Origin of the sequence: Alteribacillus iranensis, from assembly GCF_900113025.1 — a bacterium.
In the GTDB taxonomy this organism is placed as follows: Bacteria; Bacillota; Bacilli; order Bacillales; family Marinococcaceae; genus Alteribacillus_A; species Alteribacillus_A iranensis.
Genome location: NZ_FONT01000005.1, coordinates 231,808 through 254,937, shown reverse-complemented (window position 1 = coordinate 254,937; position 23,130 = coordinate 231,808). Strand labels below are relative to the sequence as shown.

Here is a 23,130-nt window from a genome sequence, read left to right as displayed (position 1 = left end):
TCTTATAAGACAATTTCATGAACTTATTGGTGAGGATACTCACAGCTATTACATATATAAGTAGAATGTTGTACAATATAAAGGCGTGCTGACATTCTCGTTATTCGACAAACTCGATATTACTTTTTCCTCCCAATCGGTGATATACTGTACAGCAGGAATAGAACAGATGGCTGGAGGCTGTTATGAACATAGATGAACAAAAAATACCGCAAGCAACTGCGAAAAGGCTGCCGCTTTATTACAGATTTCTAGAGCATTTGCATGCCACAGGGAAGCAGCGGGTTTCTTCAACGGAATTAAGTGACGCTGTGAAAGTAGATTCCGCTACAATTAGGAGGGATTTCTCTTATTTCGGCGCACTTGGCAAAAAAGGGTATGGCTATAATGTCCATTACTTGTTATCCTTCTTTAGAAAGACACTCAATCAGGAGGAGGTAACGAAAGTTTTTCTGATTGGTGTTGGCAACTTAGGTACAGCACTTTTGAAATATAACTTTTCGAAAGGCGAGAATACTCAGATCGTAGCTGCATTTGATATAGACTCACGTGTCATAGGAAAAGAAATCGGTGGAGTAGAAGTGTACCATATGAATGAGATGCAATCTGTAAAGAAATCAAACGACGCAGCCGTTGCTATTCTTACCGTCCCTTCTTCAGCAGCTCAGGAATCGGCGGAAAAAATTGTAGAGGCTGGTGTGAAAGGGATACTAAATTTTACTCCGGCTCGGTTGACGATCCCAGATCATGTGAGAATTCATCATATCGATTTATCCGTAGAACTTCAGACACTCGTTTATTTTTTAAAAAATTATCCTCTCCCTACATAAAGAGGAACGATAAAATTGGAGGTGTCCTGTATGCCATTAGGCCCAGGCAGTATTGTATTGATTGTGTTAGTAGCCTTACTCATTTTCGGTCCTAAAAAGTTGCCGGAACTTGGACGCGCTGCTGGTAACACATTAAGGGAGTTTAAACATGCGACAAAAGGTCTTGCAGACGACGAAGACGATGACAAGAAGTCCCAATCTCAGAAAAGCTCACAAACAACAGATAAGTAAGGAATAGGATGGTATAGCCATGGCTCAGAAAGATATGTCTATGTATGACCATATCGGAGAGCTGCGGAAACGAATACTGATCGTGGCAGCATATTTTCTTGCTGCCATGATTTTTGGTTTATTTCTCTCTCCGAAATTAATCACATATTTACAAAGTATTCCGGAAGCCGAAGCGTTTCCCATGAACGTGTTTAAACTTACAGATTCTCTGAAATTATATATGAACTTTTCTTTTTTTATCGGTCTGATTCTCATTTTACCCGTTCTGTTATATCAACTTTGGGCTTTTATTGCTCCCGGTCTTTATGAGAAAGAGCGAAAAGTCACTTTGTCCTATATTCCTATTGCAACACTCCTGTTCTTTGGAGGCTTGGCATTTGCTTATTTCATTCTCTTTCCCAACGTGATTAACTTTCTAAGTAATTTGTCAGATAGGTTGAACCTGACGGAACAATATGGAGCCAATGACTACTTTGGGTTTTTGTTCAGGTTAACAATCCCGTTTGGTTTTTTATTTCAATTACCGGTTATCGTTATGTTTTTAACAAGACTGGGACTAGTGACTCCGGCATGGCTTCGGAGTATTCGTAAATATGCTTATTTTATTCTACTTATTATTGCAGGGTTCATCACACCTCCTGAAATTGTTTCGCATTTAATGGTAACGGTTCCGCTCTTTTTGCTATATGAAATTAGCATTATTATTTCGCGTTTTTCCTATAAAAAAGTATTGAAGGCGGAGCAAGAAAGAATGGAAGAGTGGGCTAGAGAAGACAATGAACGAAACAATAAATAAAAGCACGTTACGCGGGGATGGAACTTGCCGGTGGCTAAGTAGACACAGTGAGAGCAAGCGAATGTATTTTTGTTACAACCCACCCTTTGAGAAGGAGCAGTATCAAGAGCAGGTATCTTGCAGTTGAAAAACATGAAGACTCCCGCGGAAAGCGGAATGTTTTTCAACGGAGTAACACCTTTTGATTTAGCCCCTTCTCATTTACTGGGGTTTGTTCCAGTCTCTTTTGGATGTGACAGAAAGGTATAACATTCATGGAGATCTTTCTTCCACGTTTTGTGTGGTTTTGAAATCAAAAAAACTTTCCCAAAAGGAGCGGTCATCCTTAGGGAAGGTTTTTTTACTTTTTTGTCTCTGTATTTTTCGTGCGAAAAAACCGAATGCCAATCATGATATCTATAGCGGCTACGGCGGCAAAGAAAAAAGTCCATCCATCCCATGACGAGGAGTTTACGTTCTGAATAGCAAGGTAAATAAATAACCCCGCTAACCCAAAATAAATAAACCCCATGGTTGTTGGTGAAAATCTCATAATAGTATTCCCCCCACAATGAATTGCAGCTGTTCAAGCTCTCGTTGCATCTCTTCCAATTTATCTCCAAGTAACACCTGAACAATCACCGCATATCCGTTCACAGCCATGTGGGCTACAATCGGAACGATAATTCGGCCTGTTTTAACGTAAAGATAGGAAAATGTAAAACCTACTGCTGTGTAAATGAGAATGTGTGTAAAATCGAGATGGACGACGGCGAAAATGACGGAACTGAATAAAGCAGAGAAAAAGAAATTGAACCGCTTGTAGAACGCTCCAAAAATCACTTTTCTAAAAACAATTTCCTCTAGCACTGGCCCTATTAACGCAACCACAATAGCAAAGGACGGGATAAGCTGTACCATATCCATGATCTCTTGCGTGTTTTCTGAGCCAGGTTCAATGTTCAAGGCGTACATTTCAATTAAAATAGCTATATATTGAGCAATAAAGGCTAAAAACACTCCTAGAAATGCCCACTTCACTGCATGTCCGGAAGAAGTTCTTTGCAGCTTCGGATGACCTCTCTCTAAATGACGTTCCGGTGCGAGCAGCAACAGCATGATAAGAAGAGCCACAATAAAGCTGCCCATACTCCAGGCGGCAAAACTTTCTGGCACACCCATTCCAAGTGATATAAGAAGAGGTATTCCAGCGATACCTGATAACTGCATAAGAATGTAAACGATTAATATCGTCCAATAACGACTGTTCACGTATGTCAACTCCTTAGTCGATAAAGACGCTCGATGAAGAGAACGTTTAATTGTTACTCTGGAAGAAGAGAAGTATCTTACCAGAGTCGGCCCATCTCTTCTAACCTTCTCTTGAGCGCAATGCTATTTCATTTGTCGCAAATGGCTGGTATTATGAGTTTTTTGCAATCCGTTCTAATAAGCATACGCAAGTATTGTACCATAAATGTATGGAGGAACGAGAATGATACACCTTACAACTTAAATGAGTTTTAAGAAATTTGAAATTTTTTTCTCTTCCTCTTGCAAAACAGAGCTGGAATGATTATTATAATAATTGGTATTAGCACTCACTGAACAAGAGTGCTAATAATCGCGAAAGATGTCGGTAAAAATACCGGAAAACATTAAAGGAGGGTATTTATCATGTTAAAGCCTCTTGGTGACCGCATTGTCATCGAACAAGTTCAATCAGAAGAAAAAACAAAGAGTGGAATCGTACTTCCGGATTCTGCACAGGAAAAGCCACAGGAAGGCAAAGTTGTTGCTGTTGGAAGTGGCCGCGTGGCAGATAACGGCGAAAAAATCGCACTGGAAGTAAAAGAAGGAGACTCTGTTATTTATTCTAAATTTGCAGGGACAGAAGTGAAATATGAAGGTGCGGAATATTTGATTCTTCGTGAAAGTGATGTGCTTGCAGTAATCGGTTAATAACAGGGGATAGACACCCTACATAAATAACAATTGGAGGTTGAGAATATGGCAAAAGATATTAAATTCCGTGAAGATGCCCGTCGTGCTATGCTTCGTGGGGTAGACGAGCTTGCAAATGCTGTTAAAGTAACACTTGGTCCAAAAGGCCGTAACGTAGTACTTGAGAAGAAGTTCGGTTCTCCGTTAATCACAAATGATGGTGTTACCATTGCGAAAGAAATTGAATTGAAAGACCACTTCGAAAACATGGGTGCTCAACTCGTATCTGAAGTTGCGAGCAAGACAAACGATATTGCTGGTGACGGTACAACAACCGCTACTGTTCTTGCACAAGCTATGATTCAGGAAGGCTTGAAAAACGTTACATCTGGTGCAAACCCAATGGGACTTCGTCGTGGTATTGAACAAGCGACAAATGTTGCAGTAGACGAGCTGAAAAAGATTTCAAAGCCAATCGAAAGCAGTGAATCCATTGCACAGGTAGCTTCTGTTTCTTCCGGAAGTGATGAAATCGGTCAAATTATTTCAGAAGCTATGAACCGTGTTGGAAATGACGGAGTTATCACCGTAGAAGAATCCCGCGGCCTTGACACAGAGCTTGAAGTAGTGGAAGGTATGCAGTTCGATCGTGGGTATGCATCCCCTTACATGGCTACGGACACTGAAAAAATGGTTGCTGAACTTGAAGATCCATACATTCTTATCACAGATAAGAAGATCAGCAATATCCAAGAAGTACTTCCGTTGCTTGAACAAGTAGTTCAACAAAATAAACCAATCCTTATCATCGCGGAAGATGTTGAAGGGGAAGCTCTTGCTACACTCGTAGTTAACAAGCTTCGCGGCACATTTAACGCAGTAGCTGTCAAAGCTCCAGGATTTGGTGATCGTCGTAAGGCAATGCTTGAAGATATCGCGCTTCTCACTGGCGGAGAAGTGATCACGGAAGATCTCGGTCTTGATTTAAAATCTGCTTCTATCGAGCAGCTAGGACGCGCAAGCAAAGTTGTTGTTAACAAAGAAGATACAACAATTGTTGAAGGTGCTGGGAAGCCTGAAGACATTACAGGACGCGTCAACCAGATTAAAGCGCAAATCGAAGAAACAACTTCTGAATTCGACCGCGAAAAATTGCAAGAGCGCCTTGCTAAACTTGCTGGTGGCGTAGCAGTTGTTAAGGTTGGTGCTGCTTCTGAAACAGAAATGAAAGAGCGTAAACTTCGTATCGAAGACGCATTGAACTCTACTCGCGCAGCAGTAGAAGAAGGAATTGTTTCCGGTGGTGGTACGGCTCTTATGAACGTATACCAAGCGGTAAAAGCAATTGATGCTGAAGGAGACGAAGCAACTGGTGTCAGCATCGTACTCCGAGCGCTTGAAGAGCCACTTCGTCAGATCGCTCAAAATGCTGGACTCGAAGGATCTGTTGTGGTCGAGCGCATGAAGACAGAAGAAGTCGGTATTGGATTCAACGCTCTGACAGACGAATGGGTAAACATGATCGACGCTGGTATCGTCGACCCTACAAAAGTTACTCGTTCTGCATTACAACACGCTTCTTCTGTATCTGCGATGTTCTTGACTACAGAAGCGGTTATCGCTGATGAGCCAGAAGAAGAAGGTGCAGCCGGTGCTGGCGGCGGTATGCCAGACATGGGCGGCATGGGTGGAATGGGCGGCATGATGTAATGTCGTTCCCATAACTCTTGACAGTAAGAGTTAAAGTTAGTTTCACCCCAAAAGTAAAAACGGCATGCTTTTTGACAGACCTGGTTGGGAAAATATATAGGTCTACTGAGCCTCTCAAAAGTTCACTGAACTTTTGAGAGGCTTTTTTATGTTTGCCAGAAGGTGCACATCTAGTTTCTCAACAGTTTCCACTTTGCGTAAAGTTCGACATCTCCACTCCCACACGGCATGTTGCGTTATTAATGTTCCAAAAAGAACCATAAAAAAATTGTAGATCAAATTTTGGTCATTACATCTATGGTTTTGACAGGGATTATGATTGGATGAGGCATTTCAATTAAATCAGATAAAAAGATTTGGTTTAGTTTTATAGAGAAACGAGAAAGTATTTAATGTGACAATGATTTCTCTTTGGCTGGCTACTCATAAAAAAGGAGTGTTGTTCTATTTTTTTCCACAGAAAAGAACTACAGTATCACGCGAAGCCTGAAAGACCTGATCCGGTGTATGCGAAACAGCTACAAGAAATTCTTGGAGGACAGTTTGGTGAGATATCTGTAGCGATGCAGTATCTCTTCCAAGGTTGGAATGCTAGAGGGGATGAGCGATACAAAGACTTAATTTTGGACACAGGTACGGAAGAACTTGGTCACATAGAAATGATTTCCACTATGATTGCCCGCCTTCTGGACGATGCGCCTGTAAATGAACAAGAAAAAGCTGCAGAGGATCCAGTCATTGGTGCAATTATGGGGGGGATGAACCCACACCACGCAATCGTTTCAGGGCTGGGTGCTATGCCTGAAGGCAGCACGGGAGTGCCATGGAGCGGTGGCTATATTGTTGCCAGCGGGAACTTAGTTGCAGATATGCGGGCCAACTTAAATGCAGAATCTCAAGGAAGATTGCAAGTGGCTCGTCTATATGAAATGACAGATGATCGTGGTGTGAAAGAAATGCTGTCATTTTTGCTTGCAAGGGATACGATGCATCAGAACCAATGGATCGCGGCCCTCAAGGAGCTTGAAAAGGAACATGGGGTTACCGTTCCATCCACTGTACCAAAAGAGTGGGAAGCCACCGATTTCTCATATGATTTACTTAATTTCTCTGAAGGAGAGGAAAGTAAAGAGGGGAGCTGGACTTCTGGAAAAACTCCCGATGGGGAAGGCAAGTTTGGTTACGTGAAAGATCCACAAGCTCATGGTGGAAAGCAAGAGTTGAAATCAGCACCGTCCTATATGCATGGTACGCCTCCAACGAAAAAAGATAAGAGTGGAATCTTTAAATAAGAGGAGAATGTTATATGGCAAAGAACAACAATTATGCTCAACACGAAATATTAGAGGTTCATGAATTGTTGACAGTAAAATCTGCTTGCGCAGCTAAATCATCACTAATGCAAGGATTAGCGACTGATAGTAGATTGAAGGAACTGCTTGAGGAAGACGCCAAAGTTGCCCAAGAAGCAATAGAAGAATTGAAGGGTATTCTTGAAGAAGCTAAATGAACTAAATAATAAAGGAGGATGAAATCATGGCAGGGATATTAGATAAAATTAATAATAAAGAACTGATTAATGATGAAGTTATTGCGACAGACTTGCTTGTATCAGCAAAGGCGGCTGTCAGAAATTATTCTGTAGCCATTACCGAAACAGCTAGTCCTGAAATACACAAAATTATAAAAAGACAATTAAATGATGCAATTGATCTCAATCATAAAGTTGCCACATATATGATTGAGAATGAGTTGTACCATGCCTATGATGTCAAAGAGCAGGTCGACCATGATTTGAAGAAGGCAGAAACGGCACTGAAAATGCCCACTGATAGCCAATAAATTTAAACGACTAAAAAATAAGAAGATATGAGGTTGATACTAATTTGCAGGGCCTCTCATAAGTTTGCGAAAACTTGTGAGAGGCTTTTATTATTCGTGTGGTTCCATCGTCTAGTGCGAACCAGAATATTTATTCTGCATTGGTGCCCGGGGGTGTGTAAAAAGGAGGCGTCTTAATCCAACCGCGTTTTTTCATAGTAGCTTTTAATATTTCACCATCACGAATGGCTTCGCTTTGAAATTCTACAAACATTAATCCCACATCACCTCTCAATGATTGAGAAATACCACTGGCGCATAAGGTAATAGAAGCTGCAATTTTAAGGCTAACCGCATTCGCTATCTCTGAATCAGTCATCTTCACACCCATTGGCACGGATTGGGGATCAGATTTAGGCTTTTCCGCAGAATTACTAGGGAAGGGGACACCCTCTTGTTGTAAAAAGCTTCTTAATTTTTCAGCTTGAGAATTAGCAGCATCAATGGTGTTGTTAAGGATGTTGATAAGTTCTTTATCTACTGTCGTATTTAAACCAACATGTTCTAAAGCTACCGCTTCTTCTAGTGCATTTAGGTAGGTCCAGCACACCATAACTTCACCAACATGTAAGGGTGGTTTTGGGTCATCATCATAAAGGCTGTGTAAGAATTTAGTTAAAGCGTTAAGTGCATTTCCTGCCATCTTGTCACCTCTATTTGTAATTATTAACTAATCAATAGTATGGGTTACTTTCATAAAAAGTATGTTGAAAAAAGGGTGATGTTCTTTCGAGTAACTAGTTATGTTACGGAAATTCTTTACTTTTGATAGTGGAATCGGAAGGGTGTTGAGAATGTAAAAGTCAGTCTGACGCATTGGAGGAGCTCTTCTAAAAATTAAGATAAAATTCAAAAATTAGTAACATCTGTTCCAACAATTTAGTCAGATAATTCGTTACACTATAAATGTGGGGAGAAACATAAAAAAGGAGAGCATGATCCATGAGAAAGACAACGAGAATCTCATTAAACGAGCTCATTAATGAAAATAAAAAAGAAATAATGAGCAACCAAGAAATAATCAACGATATTGAAAAGAGACTAGAAGATAAACACTCCAAAAAAGTTTATGTTCAAGAACAACAAGCAAAGAGAATTATTTAAATTATGATCAAAGAAATATTTCTTCTTGACACTTTACTTTGTAAACGCTAAGATAAAAGAAATCTTAAATGATGAAAAATTCCAATTGAATAAAGGCTAATCTTATCAAGAGTCGGGGGAGGAACTGGTCCTGTGATCCCGCAGCAACCGTTGCTTATAAAAGCAAAAAGGTGCTAATTCCAGCAAGCAGTCGCTTGGCAGATGAGACAGTGTGTATAAAAACCTCTTTCTCATCAAGAGGTTTTTTTGTTTGTATCATTATTTTAGAAAAGGAAAATAGCAAGAAAACATTGCTCAAAAACCCAGTAATTTGATAAGATATATTTAATTAGTTAGGGAGGTGTGTTACACGGTAAATAGTGGATTCATAGTTTTTGAGTCACCGATAACGTACAAATTTTTTAATCAATAAGGAGAGATTACATTGACACAAACAGATAGCTTATATAAAAAATCATATTTCAACCGCATTTTCGAACTGAAGGAATACGCACCAGAAGCATTTCAATCATTTTTTGAGTTTAATGATAAAGCGTTAGCTGAAGGAAATTTGTCTGTAAAATTAAAGGAGTTAATTGCCATTGCAGTGGCTCATATTACTGGATGTCCTTATTGCATTGATTTACATGTAGGGAACGCTAAGAAAAATGATGTTGATAAAGAGGAAGTAGCTGAAGCGATTTTTGTTGCAACTGCATTAAAAGCTGGTTCAGCAGCCGCTCATGGTGTAAATGCGTTGAATGCGTTTGATGGTGATAGCGAAGACGAGCTTTATAAAGCTTCTTACTTCAATCGGCTTAAGGAATTTAGTGACCTTGACGGAGAAACATTCAAGGCATTTGCTTCCTTTGATCAAACAGCTATCAAGGCTGGAAAGCTGACGGAGAAGGAAAAAGAGCTAATAGCAGTAGCCTCTGCTCATACTACCGGATGCGCTTATTGTATTAACTTGCATACAAAAAATGCGAAAAAGACGGGAGCTACACTAGAAGAGATATCGGAAGCTATTTTTGTAGCAGTAGCCTTAAAGGCAGGATCCGCAATTGCACACAGTGTCAATGCATTAAATGCCTATGACGAAGCTTAAGCGATAAGCCAGCCAGCAAAAATTTACAAACAACATTGAAAAGGGAGTTCTTAGCATGAAAAAGCAAATTCACTTGAATGGGTTTATTCAAAATTCACCTTCTCCCCACTCTACGGGATTATGGAAGCATCCGAAGGACGAGGGAACGAATCATAGCAGTTTATCCTATTGGGTAGAAACGGCGAAAATTCTTGAGCGCGGAAAATTTGACGCCATGTTTATCGCTGATGTTTTAGGAACTTACAGCGTCTATGGGAACAGTCATGACGCAGCCGTTCAGCATGCTGTACAACTTCCTGCCCACGACCCTGTCCTTCCTATTACTGCGATGGCTGCGGTGACTGAAAATCTTGGGTTTGCCCCAACTATTTCTGCTACATACGCACAGCCTTACGCGCTTGCACGTCAGTTATCCACTCTCGATCATTTAACGGGCGGTAGAGTTGCTTGGAATGTAGTGACTTCATATCTTGAAAGTGAAGCAGTGAATCTTGGGCTTTCTGGCCGGCTTCCGAAAGAACTACGCTATGACCGGGCAGATGAGTTTCTCGACGTTGTTTATAAACTTTGGGAACATAGCTGGGAAGATGACGCAGTCGTTTACGATCGAGATAATGATACGTTTGCACATCCAGAGAAGGTTCGATTGATTAACCATGAAGGTGAATTCTTTCAGGTGCCGGGACCACATTTAGTGGAACCTTCCCCACAGAGAACCCCTGTTTTGTTCCAAGCAGGAGCGTCTCCAAAAGGGAGAGACTTTGCGGCGAAACATGCTGAAGGTATTTTTACAAAAAATCATTCCCTAGAGGCAACAAAAGCCTACGTGGCAGATATTCGGAAGCGGACGAAAGAACAAGGAAGAAATCCAGAAGACGTGTTAATCTTTCCGATGGTTTTACCGATTATTGGATCTACGGAAGAAGAAGCGTATGCCAAATATAGGGATTTAACCGAGCACGTCAGCTACGAAGGAACAGCTTCTTTACTTTCTGGGCATACAGGAATTGATTTTTCTCAATACGATCCAGATCAGTATATAGAAGATATTGAGACAGATGCAGTGCAAGGTAACTTGGATATGTACACGAAAGATCCGAACAAAAAATGGACGTTGCGCGAGGCGGTTAAAAATCACGGGCTTGGAAATGGGACAGTGAAATTTATCGGCACCCCTGAACAAATAGCAGACCGTATCGAAGAATGGGCTGTAGAAGGGGATATAGACGGCTTGAACATCGCCCAAACATACTCCCCGGAAACGTTTCGTGAGTTTGTAGATTATGTTGTGCCCGAGCTTCAAAAACGAGGAATTTATCGAAAAGAATATGAAGGAAAAACATTAAGAGAAAATATGTTTGGTAAAGGACGTGCTCATTTACCTGACAATCACCCGGCACGAAAATCAGCGGTAATTCAATCATCATAAAGAGGGGGCATCCCCCTCTTCTCATCAAAGCAAAGGAGGTCAGTAATGAGCACAGTTACGTTATATACTTGGATTGGTTTTGCACTATTTCTTATTGTGATGCTTGTCCTTGGATTCATCAGTGCTAGAAAAACCAAAAGCGTCAGTGATTTTGCTACCGGCGGGGGAAATTTAGGACCATATGTGCTCGGTCTATCCTTTGCTGCTACATATTTAAGTGCAGCGACATTTCTTGGGTATCCAGGCTGGTCTTACGATTGGGGATTGTCTAACCTGTGGATATTTTTAGCAATGATCGGCGGAGGACCAATTGGGGTTCTGATGGTAGCCAAAAAAGTAAGAAAACTAAACACGAAACAAAAGTCACTGTCTCTACCAGATTGGCTCGGTGATTTTTACAACAGTGACATATTAAGAGTAGGAACAGGACTCATACTGCTTTTTAATATATTTTATATTGCTGCCCAATTTGTGGCAGGTGCGCGAATTTTTGAGTATCTTTTAGGAATGTCCTATACCACAGGTTTGATTTTTATAACAGCTATTGTCGTTCTTTATGTATTTGCAGGAGGGGCTTTTGCTGATATTTATACCGATGCTGTGCAGGCAGTGATGATGGCTGTTGCGGGTGTAGCGATATTTGTATCTGGAATAGTTATTTTTTGGGATGGTGGCCTATCAGGCACTTTCACAGGCATTGTAGATAATCTTAGTGATCAAAACGGGAATTTAGTAGAAGTTCTCAATCCAAACTCCGCTCATTTTTATTCTGTGGGTGCTATATCCGGTGCTATCATCATTCAATGGGCCTTTGCCTCTGCCCCGCATTTATTCAATAAAGTGCTTGGTTTGAAGAGAGAAAAAGATCTAGGAAAAATGATTGCAACATACGTAGTTGCTGCTTCTTTCTGTCTGCTCGTTCTCTTCGGAGGGCTCTATAGCAGAGTTGCTTTAGGGGACAGTGTAGCGGAAGCAGATCTTGCTTTAATGGAATACGCGGTTTGGGCATTCCCGGCAATTATTGTAGCTATTTTTGGTGTGGTCATCCTTGCCGCTGCGATGTCTACTACAGATGGAATATTCGTTTCCATATCTACTGTGTTTGCGAATGATATCTTTTTAAAGTTTCTCGTTAAGCGAAAAATTATCGATATTAGTGATGAAAAAGCACAGAAAGTTTCTTTACAAATCAGTCGTCTGACAGTACCTCTAATCGGATTGGCCGCTTTTTTGATTGTATTGCAGCCTCCTGCATATATGGGCGATGTCATGTGGATAGGAATATCAGGAGTTGCAGCTGGAACGATGGGACCGATCCTATACGCTATATATGGTAAGAGAAAAGCTCCTGCGAGAGCAGCAGAACTCTCGATGACGACTGGATTGCTCTCCTATCTTGTTATTTACTTTACTGGTATTATTCCGAGTACCATGTCTGCAGGAGCAGTAGCTACTTTTATTGGAATTTTAACGATTGTCATCTTCGCAAGAATTCTAAAAAACCCGTATCCATCTGAAAGGGAAGATAGAGAAGAAAAGCGTTCGATGGCAAATTAGGGAAAGGATGACCATACATGTTTGTAAACGCGATGCTTTCCATATGGCTTTACGGTTTTCTCGCTAGTCTCGCTATTGTTGGTGTCTCACTATGGAAGTGGTATTTTAAAGATTAGTTTCCTGCTAGATAAGAAGTTTTCCTTGTTGCTAAGGAAAACTTCTTTTTTGTGTAAAAAGAGTACGATGAAGATGCCGTAAGAGAGCTCTCCGATTTTGGCGGACCTCTGAAAGAATGCTGTACGTTTGCCCGTGGTGATAGCGTCTGTCAATTGCGAAGTTGTCTTTGATTTTTATATGAAATTAAAAAAATAAAGGAAGACAGCTATTTCAAGAACTCCAATAATAGGTACCAACATAGTAAACATTGGCTTTCTCACTTTGTGATGAAAAATAATTATTCCCGCTATTACTCCTCCAAACCCTCCTAAACATGCTAAGGTGAGCAACGTATTCTCCGGTACACGATGTTTGCTCCTTATGGCTTTCCATTTATCTATCCCCATCATGCAAAAAGAAAAAATAGTAATTATGACGGTATAACCAAAAATTAATTTCATTATTTGCTCCTTTGTTAAGAAATTGCTAACTTTTTTGCTAATCCTGAACATTTTGTATCAATTATGCAACGAAATTGTAGACATTTTATTGCGATTTTGTAAAGGTACTAAAATATATAGAGGGTATATTGCTATAATCAACGTTACGATTGTTAAATGGTGAATTAGCCAAGTTAAATATATCATTCCTCGTTGAACAATAATTTCCGTATTAGATATTAAAGAGGGGAGAAGTGCCTCATGAAACATATGACAAAGAATAAATGGTTTTCTTTCTTTCTAATAGGCGCTGTTATGCTGTTAAGTGGATGCAATCAACTCGTCGTTTTCGATCCTAAAGGGCCGGTTGCACAAAGTCAGAAAGACCTTATTATGTATTCTCTCATATTCATGATGATTATCGTGGTTGTGGTGTTCGTGTTATTTGCTTTCATGGTTTATAAGTTCCGTGATCGTCCTAACCGTAAGAGCAGTGATTATGACCCTGATATTCATGGTAACACCATGATTGAAATTATTTGGACTGTTATCCCCTTAGCTATTGTCATTGCTTTATCCATACCGACAGTGCAAACAATATATGACTTGGAAAAGCCTTCCGCTGAGGGTACGGACGAGGAGCCGCTAGTTATTTATGCGACTTCAGCTGATTGGAAATGGTTTTTCAGCTATCCAGAACAGAATATAGAGACGGTGAACTACTTGCACATACCAACGGGTCGAGACATTGAATTCCGGTTATCGTCTGCTGACTCTATGGCAGCTTTATGGATTCCAGCACTTGGTGGTCAAAAATACAATATGGCCGGTATGGAAACGGTTCTTTATTTGCAGGCGGATGAGCCAGGTGTTTATGACGGACGTAATTCTAACTTTAATGGAGAGGGTTTTGCAAAACAAACTTTTAAAGTCCACGCAGAAAGTAAGGAACAATTTGAGGACTGGGTACAAAGCATTCAAATTGAAAAACCTGCACTCACTCAAGAACAATACGACACATTACTTGAGCCTGGCTTGACAAATACGATGGCATTTTCCTCGACTCATCTTCAGTGGGTGGACCATGGGACAAATGAAGGTCGCGATTACTCTATTGAACGCCATGAAGATGCGTATGGTAAATTATTACACTTAGAAAATATTAATAAGAGCAATCAGCCGCAGGAAGTAGGTGAATAGATATGCAGCTAGATGAGTTTTTTGTAACAGGAGAGCCTCTCATATACGGTGGAATGGTATCTATTGTCTTAGTAACGTCTGCCATCATTTTTCTATTAACCTATTTGAAGAGATGGGGTTGGCTATGGCGTGAATGGCTGACGACAGTAGACCACAAAAAAATTGGCATTATGTATATACTTAGTGCCTTGGCAATGTTATTCCGTGGCGGTGTCGATGCGCTGATGATGAGGGTACAGCTGGCGTTTCCAAATATGAACTTTTTAAACTCGCAGCACTATAATGAGATTTTCACGACGCATGGTACGGTGATGATCATTTTTATGGCTATGCCATTTCTCGTTGGTCTGATGAATATCATTGTCCCACTGCAAATTGGTGCGCGAGACTTCGCATTTCCGTTCGTAAATGCAGTGAGTTTCTGGTCCTTTTTCTTCGGTGCGATGCTTTTCAATATCTCATTTGTTATTGGGGGATCGCCGGATGCAGGGTGGACAAGTTATACGCCGCTTGCCGGTGCAGCATTAAGTCCAGGACCTGGGCAAAATTTCTATTTGATGGGCCTCCAGCTTGCTGGTATCGGTACGCTTGCTACAGGAATTAACTTGATGGTCACTATTCTAAAAATGCGTGCCCCGGGAATGAAAATGTTTGATATGCCGATTTTCACTTGGTCCACTCTCGTCACGTCGTTTATTATCATATTTGCTTTTCCCATTTTAACAGTGGCATTAGCTTTATTAACGATTGACCGTATATTTGGATCACAGTTTTTCACGCTGACCGGAGAAGGCATGCCGATGATGTGGGCGAATTTATTCTGGATGTGGGGGCACCCCGAAGTATATATCGTTATCTTGCCGGCGTTTGGTATATTCTCAGAGATTATTGCCACGTTCGCTCGAAAGCAGTTGTTTGGCTATAAAGCGATGGTTTGGTCGATGATACTCATTGCCGGATTGAGCTTTCTTGTTTGGGTTCACCACTTCTTTACCATGGGGGCTGGCGCATTGGTCAATTCTGTATTCTCTGTGTCAACCATGTTAATCGCAGTACCTACCGGTGTGAAAATATTTAATTGGCTGGCAACACTCTATAAATCACGAATACAGATGACAACAGCTATGATGTGGTCGCTTGCGTTTATTCCGAGTTTCGTTATCGGTGGCGTTACCGGCGTTATGCTCGGGATGGCGGCGGCTGACTATCAGTTCCATAATTCTTACTTTTTGATTGCTCATTTCCACTATGTGTTAATTGCAGGAACTGTATTTGCCTGCTTTGCTGGTTTAGTTTATTGGTATCCGAAAATGTTCGGCCATAAATTAAATGAAAGAATTGGCAAGCATAGCTTCTGGTGGTTTTTGATTGGTTTCCATGTCTGTTTCTTTCCGCAATACTTTGTCGGACTAGATGGCATGCCGCGTCGTGTTTTCGCTATCCTTCCTGAATGGATGCCGTTAAATGTGATATCAACGGTAGGAGCATTCGGCATGGGAGTTGGGTTTGTTATCTTTGTCTACAACATTTATTACAGCTATCGCTATAGTAAGAGAGAAGAAAAAGGGGATGCATGGGACGGACGAACACTTGAATGGGCGACTCCTACACCTGTTCCTTTTTATAACTTTGCCACATTGCCGGAAATAAATGGAAGAGATGCTTTCTTGTCCATGAAGAAAAACAATGAAACTACTTTTGATGAAGAGAGATTAGAACCGATTCACATGCCAAGCAACACGGGACAACCGATTATTATGATGGCTATTCTGGCTTTCGCAAGTTTCGCCCTTGTCTTTGAGTGGATAGGCCTGGCGGTTATTGGCCTTATTGGAACATTGATTATGATGGGGATTCGGTCTTTTGATTATGACGACGGATACCATGTAGAAGTTGATGAGATCAAAAAAATTGAGCGTAGTGCAAGGGGGTTGTAAAAGTGAGCACACATGAATTAAAAACGGGCCCTCTCGAATATCGTACGCAGGAAGGCCAAATGAGCATTCTCGGATTTTGGATATTTCTTGGCGCCGAAGTGGTTCTCTTTTCTACCCTGTTTGCAACATATGCTGTCCTATTTGGGAGAACAGCAGATGCTCCGGTGCCTGCGGATCTCTTTGAGCCAGGTATCACGTTAGTAATGACATTTTTATTATTAACGAGTAGTTTTACTTGTGGCCTGGCCATTCACCAAATGAGAGCCGGCTCTTTAAAAGGCTTAATCACTTGGTTAGTCATTACGTTAGGTTTGGGACTTGGTTTTCTCGGTTTTGAAATCTATGAATTTATCCATTATGCACATGAGGGAGCAACGTTACAGTCGAGTTCATTCTGGTCAGCTTTCTTTGTTCTGGCTGGCACTCACGGTGTTCACGTAACACTGGGTATCGGCTGGGCTGTTCTATTAATCATTCAATTGGTGAAGCGTGGCTTAACACCTGTCACGAGCCGTAAAGTTTTTGTGATAAGTTTATATTGGCACTTTCTAGATGTTATTTGGATCTTTATTTTTACAAGCGTCTATTTAATTGGGATGGTGGTGTAACATGAGTAAAAACACCAAGCATGTACCCGTCCAACACATTATCGGCTTTTTACTGTCTATCGTTCTGACATTGTTGGCTGTGTGGGCAGCTCTAGGATCAAATTTGCCAGTTGCATGGATTATTATTGCTATTATGGCGCTGGCCATTATACAAGCAGGAATTCAATTATTCATGTTCATGCATATGACAGAATCTTCCAGTGGGGGCGGACACGTTCCTTGGAATATGATGTTCCACGGATTTGTCTTAGCCGCCATCATTGTAGCAGGGTCCTTATTCACCATGTCTTTTGGCTTTCATCACGATCATGGTAGTCATACAGATCACCAAGAAGAATCATCTCATCAACATGACTGACGAACATTACTCTTAACTTAAGAAGGGGAAGGCCGATATGAATACGAAAGGGAAACCTCATTCTTCCATTGTAGAAACAGATTCCGCAATAAGTAGAAAGCAAATAAAAACTATTGTAGTTTTTACATTTTGTGTTATATTGGCTGCTTTTACTTTGTGGGGCGCTATGTACTCCAGTGAAGGATATGTAGTAAAAAGTGTGTTCGGTGTTACTTCCGTTGTCGCTTTTCTTCAAGCATTAATTCAATTAAGTAACGTACAAGTGAAAGAAGAGAAGGAATAAGGCAGACAAATGAAACAATCCGAGTGGTTCGTGATGAATCACTCGGATTGTTTTTAGTATATTTATCGCGGATAGACGGACGGATTTTGCTCATTTGGAGATAATAAAGGCAGTGGGTTTATTTTGGATCAACCTTTATAGATAACTTTTTTGATATTTCCCCTGAGGTTTTACTAGGCGCAGTATGAACATAACCCACCCTACTTCAGCGGCAATCAAGCTAAGATAAAACATAATCGCTGTAACGGAAAAGAGGGCTGGAGCCGTGTGGAAGACCGATTCAAAGAAATATATCCACATTCCTATTAGTAAAACGGTATGAGCAATAGCAAAACCTTGTTTCTTCATTTGAACAAATAAAAATGGTGTAAGCGTTGCCAATAGCATAAATATAAGAGTAACACCCACAGTACTCACGCTCCTAATAACTGGATAAATGAAAAATGTTACTATCATTGTAACATTTTATTCTAAAAATGAACACAAAAAGTTCACAACTTAAAAAGGACACGCTTACTTTTTATGAAGTACGTTAGTAATAAATTCTTTCAGTTTTTTTTCGAACTGCTGAGGCTGTGTATTATATGATTGAATGTGGCCTGCATTAGGAACAGTCCATAACATTTTTTCTCCACCGGCAGTCTCGTAAATAGTGTGGGCCATTTCTGTTGGCACAAGCTCATCCTTTTCCCCGTGAATGATAAGTAAAGGTCTTGTATTGTTTTCTACTTGATCAATTGCTGATGCTTCTCCAAAAAAATAACCAGACCGCACTTTTGTAATAACACTTGTTATGTTAAGGAGTGGGAAAGATGGAAGCCCATATATATGTTTCAATTGATAGGCCAATTCCTCTTTGACAGACGTATAGCCACTGTCGGCTATAATCCCTTTTACTTCATTAGGTAATTTCTCACCGCTTACCATGAGAACTAATGCTGCCCCCATTGATTGACCATGTAAAAAAATAGACTCTGACTTATAGTCATGGATTAAACGGTCAATCCAGTTTAAATAATCTAAACGATCATGCCAACCGTATCCAATATAATTTCCTTCACTTTCCCCATGTCCGCGCGTGTCGGGAAGAAGGATATCAAACCCTTGTTGATAATAAAAATAAGCTAAGTCTTTCATGTCTTCTTTTTGTTTTCGAAATCCGTGTGCAAGAATGACAGCTTTGCCATTCGAGTTTTCGTTATTAATAAAAGCAGCTCGTAACAGGAGATTATCAAAAGAAGTTTGTTCTAATATGCTCATCTCCTGTTGATCAAACCACCTTTCTGCTTCCGATACAACGGAATCTTCTGTATCTGTTGTTAGAGATGCGCCAGCCGGTGCCGCTTCCTCATCCCCTCGGTATAGCTCGACTTCTGTTCCCCGTTTGACGCTCTCGTTATACAAGTAGTTACCAGCGATCAACAAACCGATCATAACTACTACACCAATAAATCCAAGTGCCATCCCTATCCATTTTCTCATTTATCGAGCCTCCGCTTTTTCCTCTTTTCTTGTTTTTTCTTTTTTTGTACCTAACATGACCTTAAGCTCTTCTTTATGTTTATTAGATACGAGTATATATAATAAGTCTCCTTCTTCAATCATGGTATCATCTGTAATAGGTGTGACATCGCCATCTCTCACTAAAGCATTAACAGCTGTATCACCAGGGAGAGGAAGTTCTTTTATCTTTTTCCCTTTCATTGTAGTTTTTTCGGTTACATGGAATTCAACGAGCTTTGCGTCAGCATTGCCGATGGTAAGAAGTTCCAGTGAATGATAGGGAAATTTCTTTTTTTCTCCTGTTAAGCTTAACTTCTCCGCCACCCAGGAGATGGAGGCTCCCTGCAGCAAAGCAGAAGTTAATACTATAAAAAATACGATATTAAAATAGACACTGCTGTTTTCTACTCCAGCAACGATAGGATATGTTGCCAGAACAATAGGAACAGCTCCTCTTAATCCAGCCCATGATAAGAACAGCTTTTCTCGAATGGTATAGCCCATTTTTATAGTCGACAAAAATACTGCTATGGGGCGGGCAATGAACATTAAACATACAGACAGAAGTAGCCCCGTCCAAACGACTTGCCACGAGAATATTTCATGAGGATAGACTAGTAGACCTAATATGACAAACATAGTAATTTGTCCAATCCAAGCAAGTCCTTCGTGAAAGCGAGAAATCGTGTATCTGTTCGTAAGGTCTTGGTTGCCAATCACCAACGCACAGACATAGACAGCTAAGAATCCACTTGCTTGTGAAAATTGGGCAGCGCCATAGGTGAGGAAAGCTGTGGACAAAGTGAAGATGGGATACATTCCGCCTGTATCCATATTTATATGATTAATACAGAGAGAAGCAATTCGGCCAATAATGACACCAATAGCCACTCCTGCGAGCATCTGCCAAAAAAATGATCCTATCATAAACCATATGTTATTGTGTTGGGAAGCTAGCAGCTGAATGGCAGATAAAGTTAAAAAAACGGCCATTGGATCATTTACCCCAGCCTCTCCTTCCATAGCTGAACCTAACCGTTTATTAATGTTTCTTCCTTTTAAGGTCGCAAATACGGCAGCTGCATCAGTAGACCCGACTAAAGCTCCTAATAAAAACGCCTCTATGATACTTAAGTCTAAAATGAAATAAGTAAATAATGATAGGATCGCTGAAGTTAAAAAGACAGTAAGCGTTGCCAGGGAAATTGCCGTTTTCATAACCGGACGGATGGTTGTCCAATCAGTGTGAAGACCGCCTTCAAACAATATAATCACAAGGGAGATAATACCGATTAATTGAGCAAGCTCCACATTTGACACATTGAGGAGGCCTAAACCATCTGGTCCCATTACCATTCCAAGGGAAATGAAGAGAATGAGAGAGGGAAGTCCGAGTTTGCTGGAAAAGCGTGCTACTAAAACTCCCGCTACAAGAAAAGCACCGACAATGAACGTAAAATAATCACTGAACATGTTTGCTGTTAACATTATATCTACCTCTATCCTATTTTCGCTTATCGCATTGTAGTAAAAATGTATGGTACATAGAAAAGTACCCATTATTCCTTTCATTAAACGTTTTCGCATCTCTCTTTTGTTTCATTCATCTAGTGGTTGGGAATGAGATGTTTACAAAACAACTAGAGGAGGGTTCCCATTGTTTCGATTACTGCCCAGTCGTGATGAACAGACGATTGCCGTGGAGATTAAAGGCAAACCAACGAAGGAAGATGCTGAGAAAATGAACCAATTTGCGGAAGTACAGTTCAATGATGATCAACCTTTTAATATATATGCAGAAATAGAGCAATTGGATAGACCGACCTTAGAAGGAATAATGGAAGGGATGAAAGTAGACGCCAAGCGGTGGAATCAATTTAATAAATTTGCTGTTGTTAGTGATGAAAACTGGATATCAGTCTCTGCTAAAATGGGGGATATACTTCCAGGGGTGACGGTGAAACATTTTAATAAAGAAGAACAGGACAAAGCTTGGAATTGGATACAGAAATCAGCTTAAATGAAAAGACATCGCCCTTTTGGTAGAAGGGCGATGTCTTTCGCCATTAATGATCGAGATATCGTCTCGCTCCCGCATACTCTACTTCATAATCAGATCCTTCTAATTCAATAATTTCGACGGTGCTGCTCGTATTAGGGGAATGAATCATTTTTCCGTCACCAACATACATGGACACGTGATGAACACTTCCTTCCCCTTCCTCATAAGCAAAAAAGATCAAGTCTCCTTTTTGCAAATCTTCTCTGGCGACTGGAGTACCATGTGTCGCTTGTACTGATGAATCGCGAGGAATGGTGATTCCATGAGACTTATAGATGGTATGGGTAAAACCGGAGCAATCAAAACCAAATCCGGAAGTACCCGCCCATAAATAAGGTAAATCTAAAAATTGCTTGGCTGTTTTTACAATGTCCTCTTCACTAGGATCAGGTATATCTTTTTCCGAGTTGTAAATAGCCACATCGTTTGGAGAAATCCATTTATTTCCGCTATTAGGGGTGGCGACTAAAATAGCATGTTCTTTTTGGTTAATGACAGGTAAGGTTGTATTAAAACTAACTTCTTTGAAGGTGTTCTCTAATTTAGGAGTATCATATAACCATGCCGTGGGATTTGTCACTAAAGCAAAAGGAAGATGCTCCATGTGATTGAATCGTTGACTAGACGTTAGTTGCGATTTTTTCATCCAGGCTGGATAGCCTAATTCGTTTTTCGGTGTTGGTTGTCCTTCAACAGCAGCTTTTACCCATTCTCCCCTGTCCTCCAATATGGTTACTTTTTGGCCATAAAGAGCTTGAGTTTGAAGGTTTCCTACAAGCCAAAGTTTTTCATTATAGTTCATACTCGTAGTCCACTCCCACATATCAACCGGATGAGAAACGGCAGGCTTGTCAATGGAACGATCTATATGTGGTTCGGACCATAAGGTAGCGACTGATACATCAACAAATGCAGTATTGGATTCCTTATTTTCTGCAAATACGCTATGTGCACTTAATGTAACAAATACCACAATCGAAATAAGAAAGAGTATACGTGTTTTCATCATGAACACCTCCGAGTTATTGTTCTTCCAATCCAAGTCCTGGTGCTTCGTCTAATGAAACATGTTTTCCATCGAATTGCATCCCTCCCTTGAATATTTCATTTTTCAGCCAGAGCGGTGCATCCAAATCATAGCGAGTAATATTTTTATGAGCGGTAGCAAGGTGGGCAGCGGCAGTTACAGATATGGAAGATTCCATCATGCTCCCAATCATACATTCCACACCAGCAGCTTCTGCTATATCTGCAATTTGATAAGCGCGTCGTATTCCTCCACATTTCATAAGTTTAATGTTTAAGAGATCCACTGCTTCTTCTTTTAGAAGGCGTAGAGTGTCGTACGGAGAAAATATACTTTCATCAGCCATAATGGGTGTGTTTACACGTTCACGTATGAATTTTAAGCCTGAGAAGTCATGTGCCGATACAGGTTGCTCCACTAATTCAATGCCTAAATTGTCGTCTTCTAGTTTTTGGATCAATCGAACTGCTTGTTTACTGTCCCAGCCTTGATTGGCGTCTAGACGAAGGAGAGCTTCCGAACCAACCGCTTGCCGTACGGAACGAATACGCTCCAAATCTAATTCCTCACTATGACCTACCTTAATCTTTAACGCGGAGTACCCTTGATTTGTGAGGGATTTTGCTTCCTCATGCATGATAGAAGGTTCATCTATACCGATGGTGATATCTGTCTCAATTTTATTCGTTTCACCCCCCAGCAATTGATAAAGTGGCAGTTGATACAATTGACTATAAGCATCATGAAGAGCAATGTCGACGGCCGCCTTGGCACTTGTATTTCCAACAACCGTTTGCTGCAGCTCAGATAATAGTGTTTCTATCTTTTCGATATCGCGATAAAGCAATAACTCTTTCATAGGCCCATTAATAATTTGTTCAATGCTGACTAAAGAGTCACCAGTTATTCTCTCTGTAGAAGAAGCTGCACCTAATCCCTCTTGTCCATTCTCTAAAATGATTTTTACCTGAAGTGTTTCAATAGTGGTTGCAGTCCGCAATGCTGTTTTAAATGGTTTATGGAGTTCGATGGATACAGGTTTCGTTTCAATACTAGTAATTTTCATAA

At 40.5% G+C, this 23,130-nt stretch carries 27 protein-coding genes and 1 riboswitch; of the genes, 18 read left to right on the top strand and 9 right to left on the bottom strand.

Going from position 1 to position 23,130, the window contains the following annotated elements; translation table 11 throughout:
- Positions 1-185 precede the first annotated feature (185 nt).
- From BM095_RS12700 to tatC, 3 genes are read left to right on the top strand one after another with little or no spacing between them, the layout of a single operon-like run.
- On the top strand, positions 186-830 hold the full coding sequence (locus BM095_RS12700) for a redox-sensing transcriptional repressor Rex (RefSeq protein ID WP_091662445.1): 645 nt from the start codon (positions 186-188) through the stop codon (positions 828-830).
- 30 nt (positions 831-860) lie between these two features.
- Positions 861-1,061 (top strand): twin-arginine translocase TatA/TatE family subunit, encoded by a 201-nt coding sequence (locus BM095_RS12695; protein WP_091662442.1) that lies wholly within the window; start codon positions 861-863, stop codon positions 1,059-1,061.
- Positions 1,062-1,080: 19 nt separating this feature from the next.
- Positions 1,081-1,857 (top strand): twin-arginine translocase subunit TatC, encoded by a 777-nt coding sequence (gene tatC / locus BM095_RS12690; protein ID WP_091662439.1) that lies wholly within the window; start codon positions 1,081-1,083, stop codon positions 1,855-1,857.
- Between the two features lie 340 nt (positions 1,858-2,197).
- Here tatC and BM095_RS12685 read toward each other — a convergent pair whose 3' ends face one another.
- Positions 2,198-2,389, bottom strand: coding sequence for a YdiK family protein (locus BM095_RS12685; protein ID WP_091662434.1), 192 nt, complete (start codon positions 2,387-2,389; stop codon positions 2,198-2,200).
- Positions 2,386-3,108 carry a CPBP family intramembrane glutamic endopeptidase gene (locus BM095_RS12680; protein ID WP_091662431.1) on the bottom strand — a complete coding sequence of 241 codons (723 nt, stop codon included), beginning with the start codon at positions 3,106-3,108 and terminating at the stop codon, positions 2,386-2,388. The genes BM095_RS12685 and BM095_RS12680 overlap by 4 nt, the downstream gene beginning before the upstream one ends.
- Positions 3,109-3,513: 405 nt before the next feature.
- Here BM095_RS12680 and groES point away from each other — a divergent pair, with 405 nt between their 5' ends.
- The 5 genes from groES to BM095_RS12655 all read left to right on the top strand — a co-directional run bounded on the left by groES (position 3,514) and on the right by BM095_RS12655 (position 7,332).
- Entirely contained in the window at positions 3,514-3,798 is a 285-nt protein-coding gene (gene groES, locus BM095_RS12675) for a co-chaperone GroES (RefSeq protein ID WP_091662429.1), read from the top strand.
- Between the two features lie 48 nt (positions 3,799-3,846).
- A complete protein-coding gene (gene groL / locus BM095_RS12670) occupies positions 3,847-5,490 on the top strand; it encodes a chaperonin GroEL (RefSeq protein ID WP_091662426.1) in 1,644 nt (547 codons plus the stop codon).
- 446 nt (positions 5,491-5,936) lie between these two features.
- Positions 5,937-6,782, top strand: a complete 846-nt coding sequence (locus BM095_RS12665; protein ID WP_091662423.1) for a manganese catalase family protein — start codon at positions 5,937-5,939, stop codon at positions 6,780-6,782.
- 14 nt (positions 6,783-6,796) lie between these two features.
- A complete protein-coding gene (locus tag BM095_RS12660; RefSeq protein ID WP_091662421.1) occupies positions 6,797-7,000 on the top strand; it encodes a hypothetical protein in 204 nt (67 codons plus the stop codon).
- Positions 7,001-7,026: 26 nt separating this feature from the next.
- Positions 7,027-7,332, top strand: a complete 306-nt coding sequence (locus tag BM095_RS12655; RefSeq protein WP_091662418.1) for a spore coat protein — start codon at positions 7,027-7,029, stop codon at positions 7,330-7,332.
- 130 nt (positions 7,333-7,462) lie between these two features.
- On the opposite strand, the gene BM095_RS12650 is transcribed toward BM095_RS12655, so the two are convergent.
- Positions 7,463-8,014, bottom strand: coding sequence for a DUF3231 family protein (locus tag BM095_RS12650; RefSeq protein ID WP_091662416.1), 552 nt, complete (start codon positions 8,012-8,014; stop codon positions 7,463-7,465).
- A 299-nt stretch (positions 8,015-8,313) separates the two neighbouring features.
- Here BM095_RS12650 and BM095_RS12645 point away from each other — a divergent pair, with 299 nt between their 5' ends.
- From BM095_RS12645 to BM095_RS12630, 4 genes are all read left to right on the top strand, one after another.
- Complete coding sequence (locus BM095_RS12645) at positions 8,314-8,475, top strand: FbpB family small basic protein (protein ID WP_091662413.1); 162 nt, start codon at positions 8,314-8,316, stop codon at positions 8,473-8,475.
- A 99-nt stretch (positions 8,476-8,574) separates the two neighbouring features.
- Positions 8,575-8,683, top strand: a riboswitch (SAM riboswitch).
- 216 nt (positions 8,684-8,899) lie between these two features.
- Positions 8,900-9,562: a carboxymuconolactone decarboxylase family protein gene (locus BM095_RS12640; protein ID WP_407639172.1), complete on the top strand. Its 663-nt coding sequence runs from the start codon at positions 8,900-8,902 to the stop codon at positions 9,560-9,562.
- Between the two features lie 55 nt (positions 9,563-9,617).
- A complete protein-coding gene (locus tag BM095_RS12635; protein WP_091662408.1) occupies positions 9,618-10,991 on the top strand; it encodes an LLM class flavin-dependent oxidoreductase in 1,374 nt (457 codons plus the stop codon).
- Positions 10,992-11,036: 45 nt separating this feature from the next.
- On the top strand, positions 11,037-12,548 hold the full coding sequence (locus BM095_RS12630; RefSeq protein ID WP_091662405.1) for a sodium:solute symporter family protein: 1,512 nt from the start codon (positions 11,037-11,039) through the stop codon (positions 12,546-12,548).
- A gap of 290 nt (positions 12,549-12,838) precedes the next feature.
- On the opposite strand, the gene BM095_RS12625 is transcribed toward BM095_RS12630, so the two are convergent.
- Positions 12,839-13,105, bottom strand: a complete 267-nt coding sequence (locus BM095_RS12625; RefSeq protein ID WP_091662403.1) for a DUF1294 domain-containing protein — start codon at positions 13,103-13,105, stop codon at positions 12,839-12,841.
- A 240-nt stretch (positions 13,106-13,345) separates the two neighbouring features.
- On the opposite strand from BM095_RS12625, the gene qoxA reads away from it, so the two are divergent.
- From qoxA to BM095_RS12600, 5 genes are read left to right on the top strand one after another with little or no spacing between them, the layout of a single operon-like run.
- Complete coding sequence (gene qoxA, locus BM095_RS12620; RefSeq protein ID WP_091662400.1) at positions 13,346-14,284, top strand: cytochrome aa3 quinol oxidase subunit II; 939 nt, start codon at positions 13,346-13,348, stop codon at positions 14,282-14,284.
- A 2-nt stretch (positions 14,285-14,286) separates the two neighbouring features.
- Positions 14,287-16,221: a cytochrome aa3 quinol oxidase subunit I gene (gene qoxB / locus BM095_RS12615; RefSeq protein ID WP_091662397.1), complete on the top strand. Its 1,935-nt coding sequence runs from the start codon at positions 14,287-14,289 to the stop codon at positions 16,219-16,221.
- Positions 16,222-16,223: 2 nt separating this feature from the next.
- Positions 16,224-16,829, top strand: coding sequence for a cytochrome aa3 quinol oxidase subunit III (qoxC, locus tag BM095_RS12610; protein WP_091662394.1), 606 nt, complete (start codon positions 16,224-16,226; stop codon positions 16,827-16,829).
- Between the two features lies 1 nt (position 16,830).
- Positions 16,831-17,187, top strand: a complete 357-nt coding sequence (gene qoxD, locus BM095_RS12605; RefSeq protein WP_091662392.1) for a cytochrome aa3 quinol oxidase subunit IV — start codon at positions 16,831-16,833, stop codon at positions 17,185-17,187.
- A 37-nt stretch (positions 17,188-17,224) separates the two neighbouring features.
- Positions 17,225-17,470, top strand: coding sequence for a hypothetical protein (locus BM095_RS12600; RefSeq protein ID WP_091662389.1), 246 nt, complete (start codon positions 17,225-17,227; stop codon positions 17,468-17,470).
- A 135-nt stretch (positions 17,471-17,605) separates the two neighbouring features.
- Here the strand turns inward: BM095_RS12600 and BM095_RS12595 are convergent, their stop codons facing one another.
- From BM095_RS12595 to BM095_RS12585, 3 genes are all read right to left on the bottom strand, one after another.
- On the bottom strand, positions 17,606-17,878 hold the full coding sequence (locus BM095_RS12595; protein WP_091662386.1) for a hypothetical protein: 273 nt from the start codon (positions 17,876-17,878) through the stop codon (positions 17,606-17,608).
- Positions 17,879-17,983: 105 nt separating this feature from the next.
- Positions 17,984-18,952, bottom strand: a complete 969-nt coding sequence (locus tag BM095_RS12590; RefSeq protein ID WP_091662383.1) for an alpha/beta hydrolase — start codon at positions 18,950-18,952, stop codon at positions 17,984-17,986.
- Entirely contained in the window at positions 18,953-20,461 is a 1,509-nt protein-coding gene (locus tag BM095_RS12585; RefSeq protein WP_245757898.1) for a potassium/proton antiporter, read from the bottom strand.
- A gap of 169 nt (positions 20,462-20,630) precedes the next feature.
- Between BM095_RS12585 and BM095_RS12580 the strand changes: the two genes are divergently transcribed.
- Positions 20,631-20,993 (top strand): SpoIIAA family protein, encoded by a 363-nt coding sequence (locus BM095_RS12580; RefSeq protein ID WP_091662381.1) that lies wholly within the window; start codon positions 20,631-20,633, stop codon positions 20,991-20,993.
- Between the two features lie 46 nt (positions 20,994-21,039).
- Here BM095_RS12580 and BM095_RS12575 read toward each other — a convergent pair whose 3' ends face one another.
- Both BM095_RS12575 and BM095_RS12570 read right to left on the bottom strand, forming a co-directional pair.
- Complete coding sequence (locus BM095_RS12575; protein WP_091662378.1) at positions 21,040-22,041, bottom strand: C40 family peptidase; 1,002 nt, start codon at positions 22,039-22,041, stop codon at positions 21,040-21,042.
- A gap of 16 nt (positions 22,042-22,057) precedes the next feature.
- Positions 22,058-23,128 (bottom strand): dipeptide epimerase, encoded by a 1,071-nt coding sequence (locus BM095_RS12570; RefSeq protein WP_091662376.1) that lies wholly within the window; start codon positions 23,126-23,128, stop codon positions 22,058-22,060.
- Between the last annotated feature and the right edge of the window lie 2 nt (positions 23,129-23,130).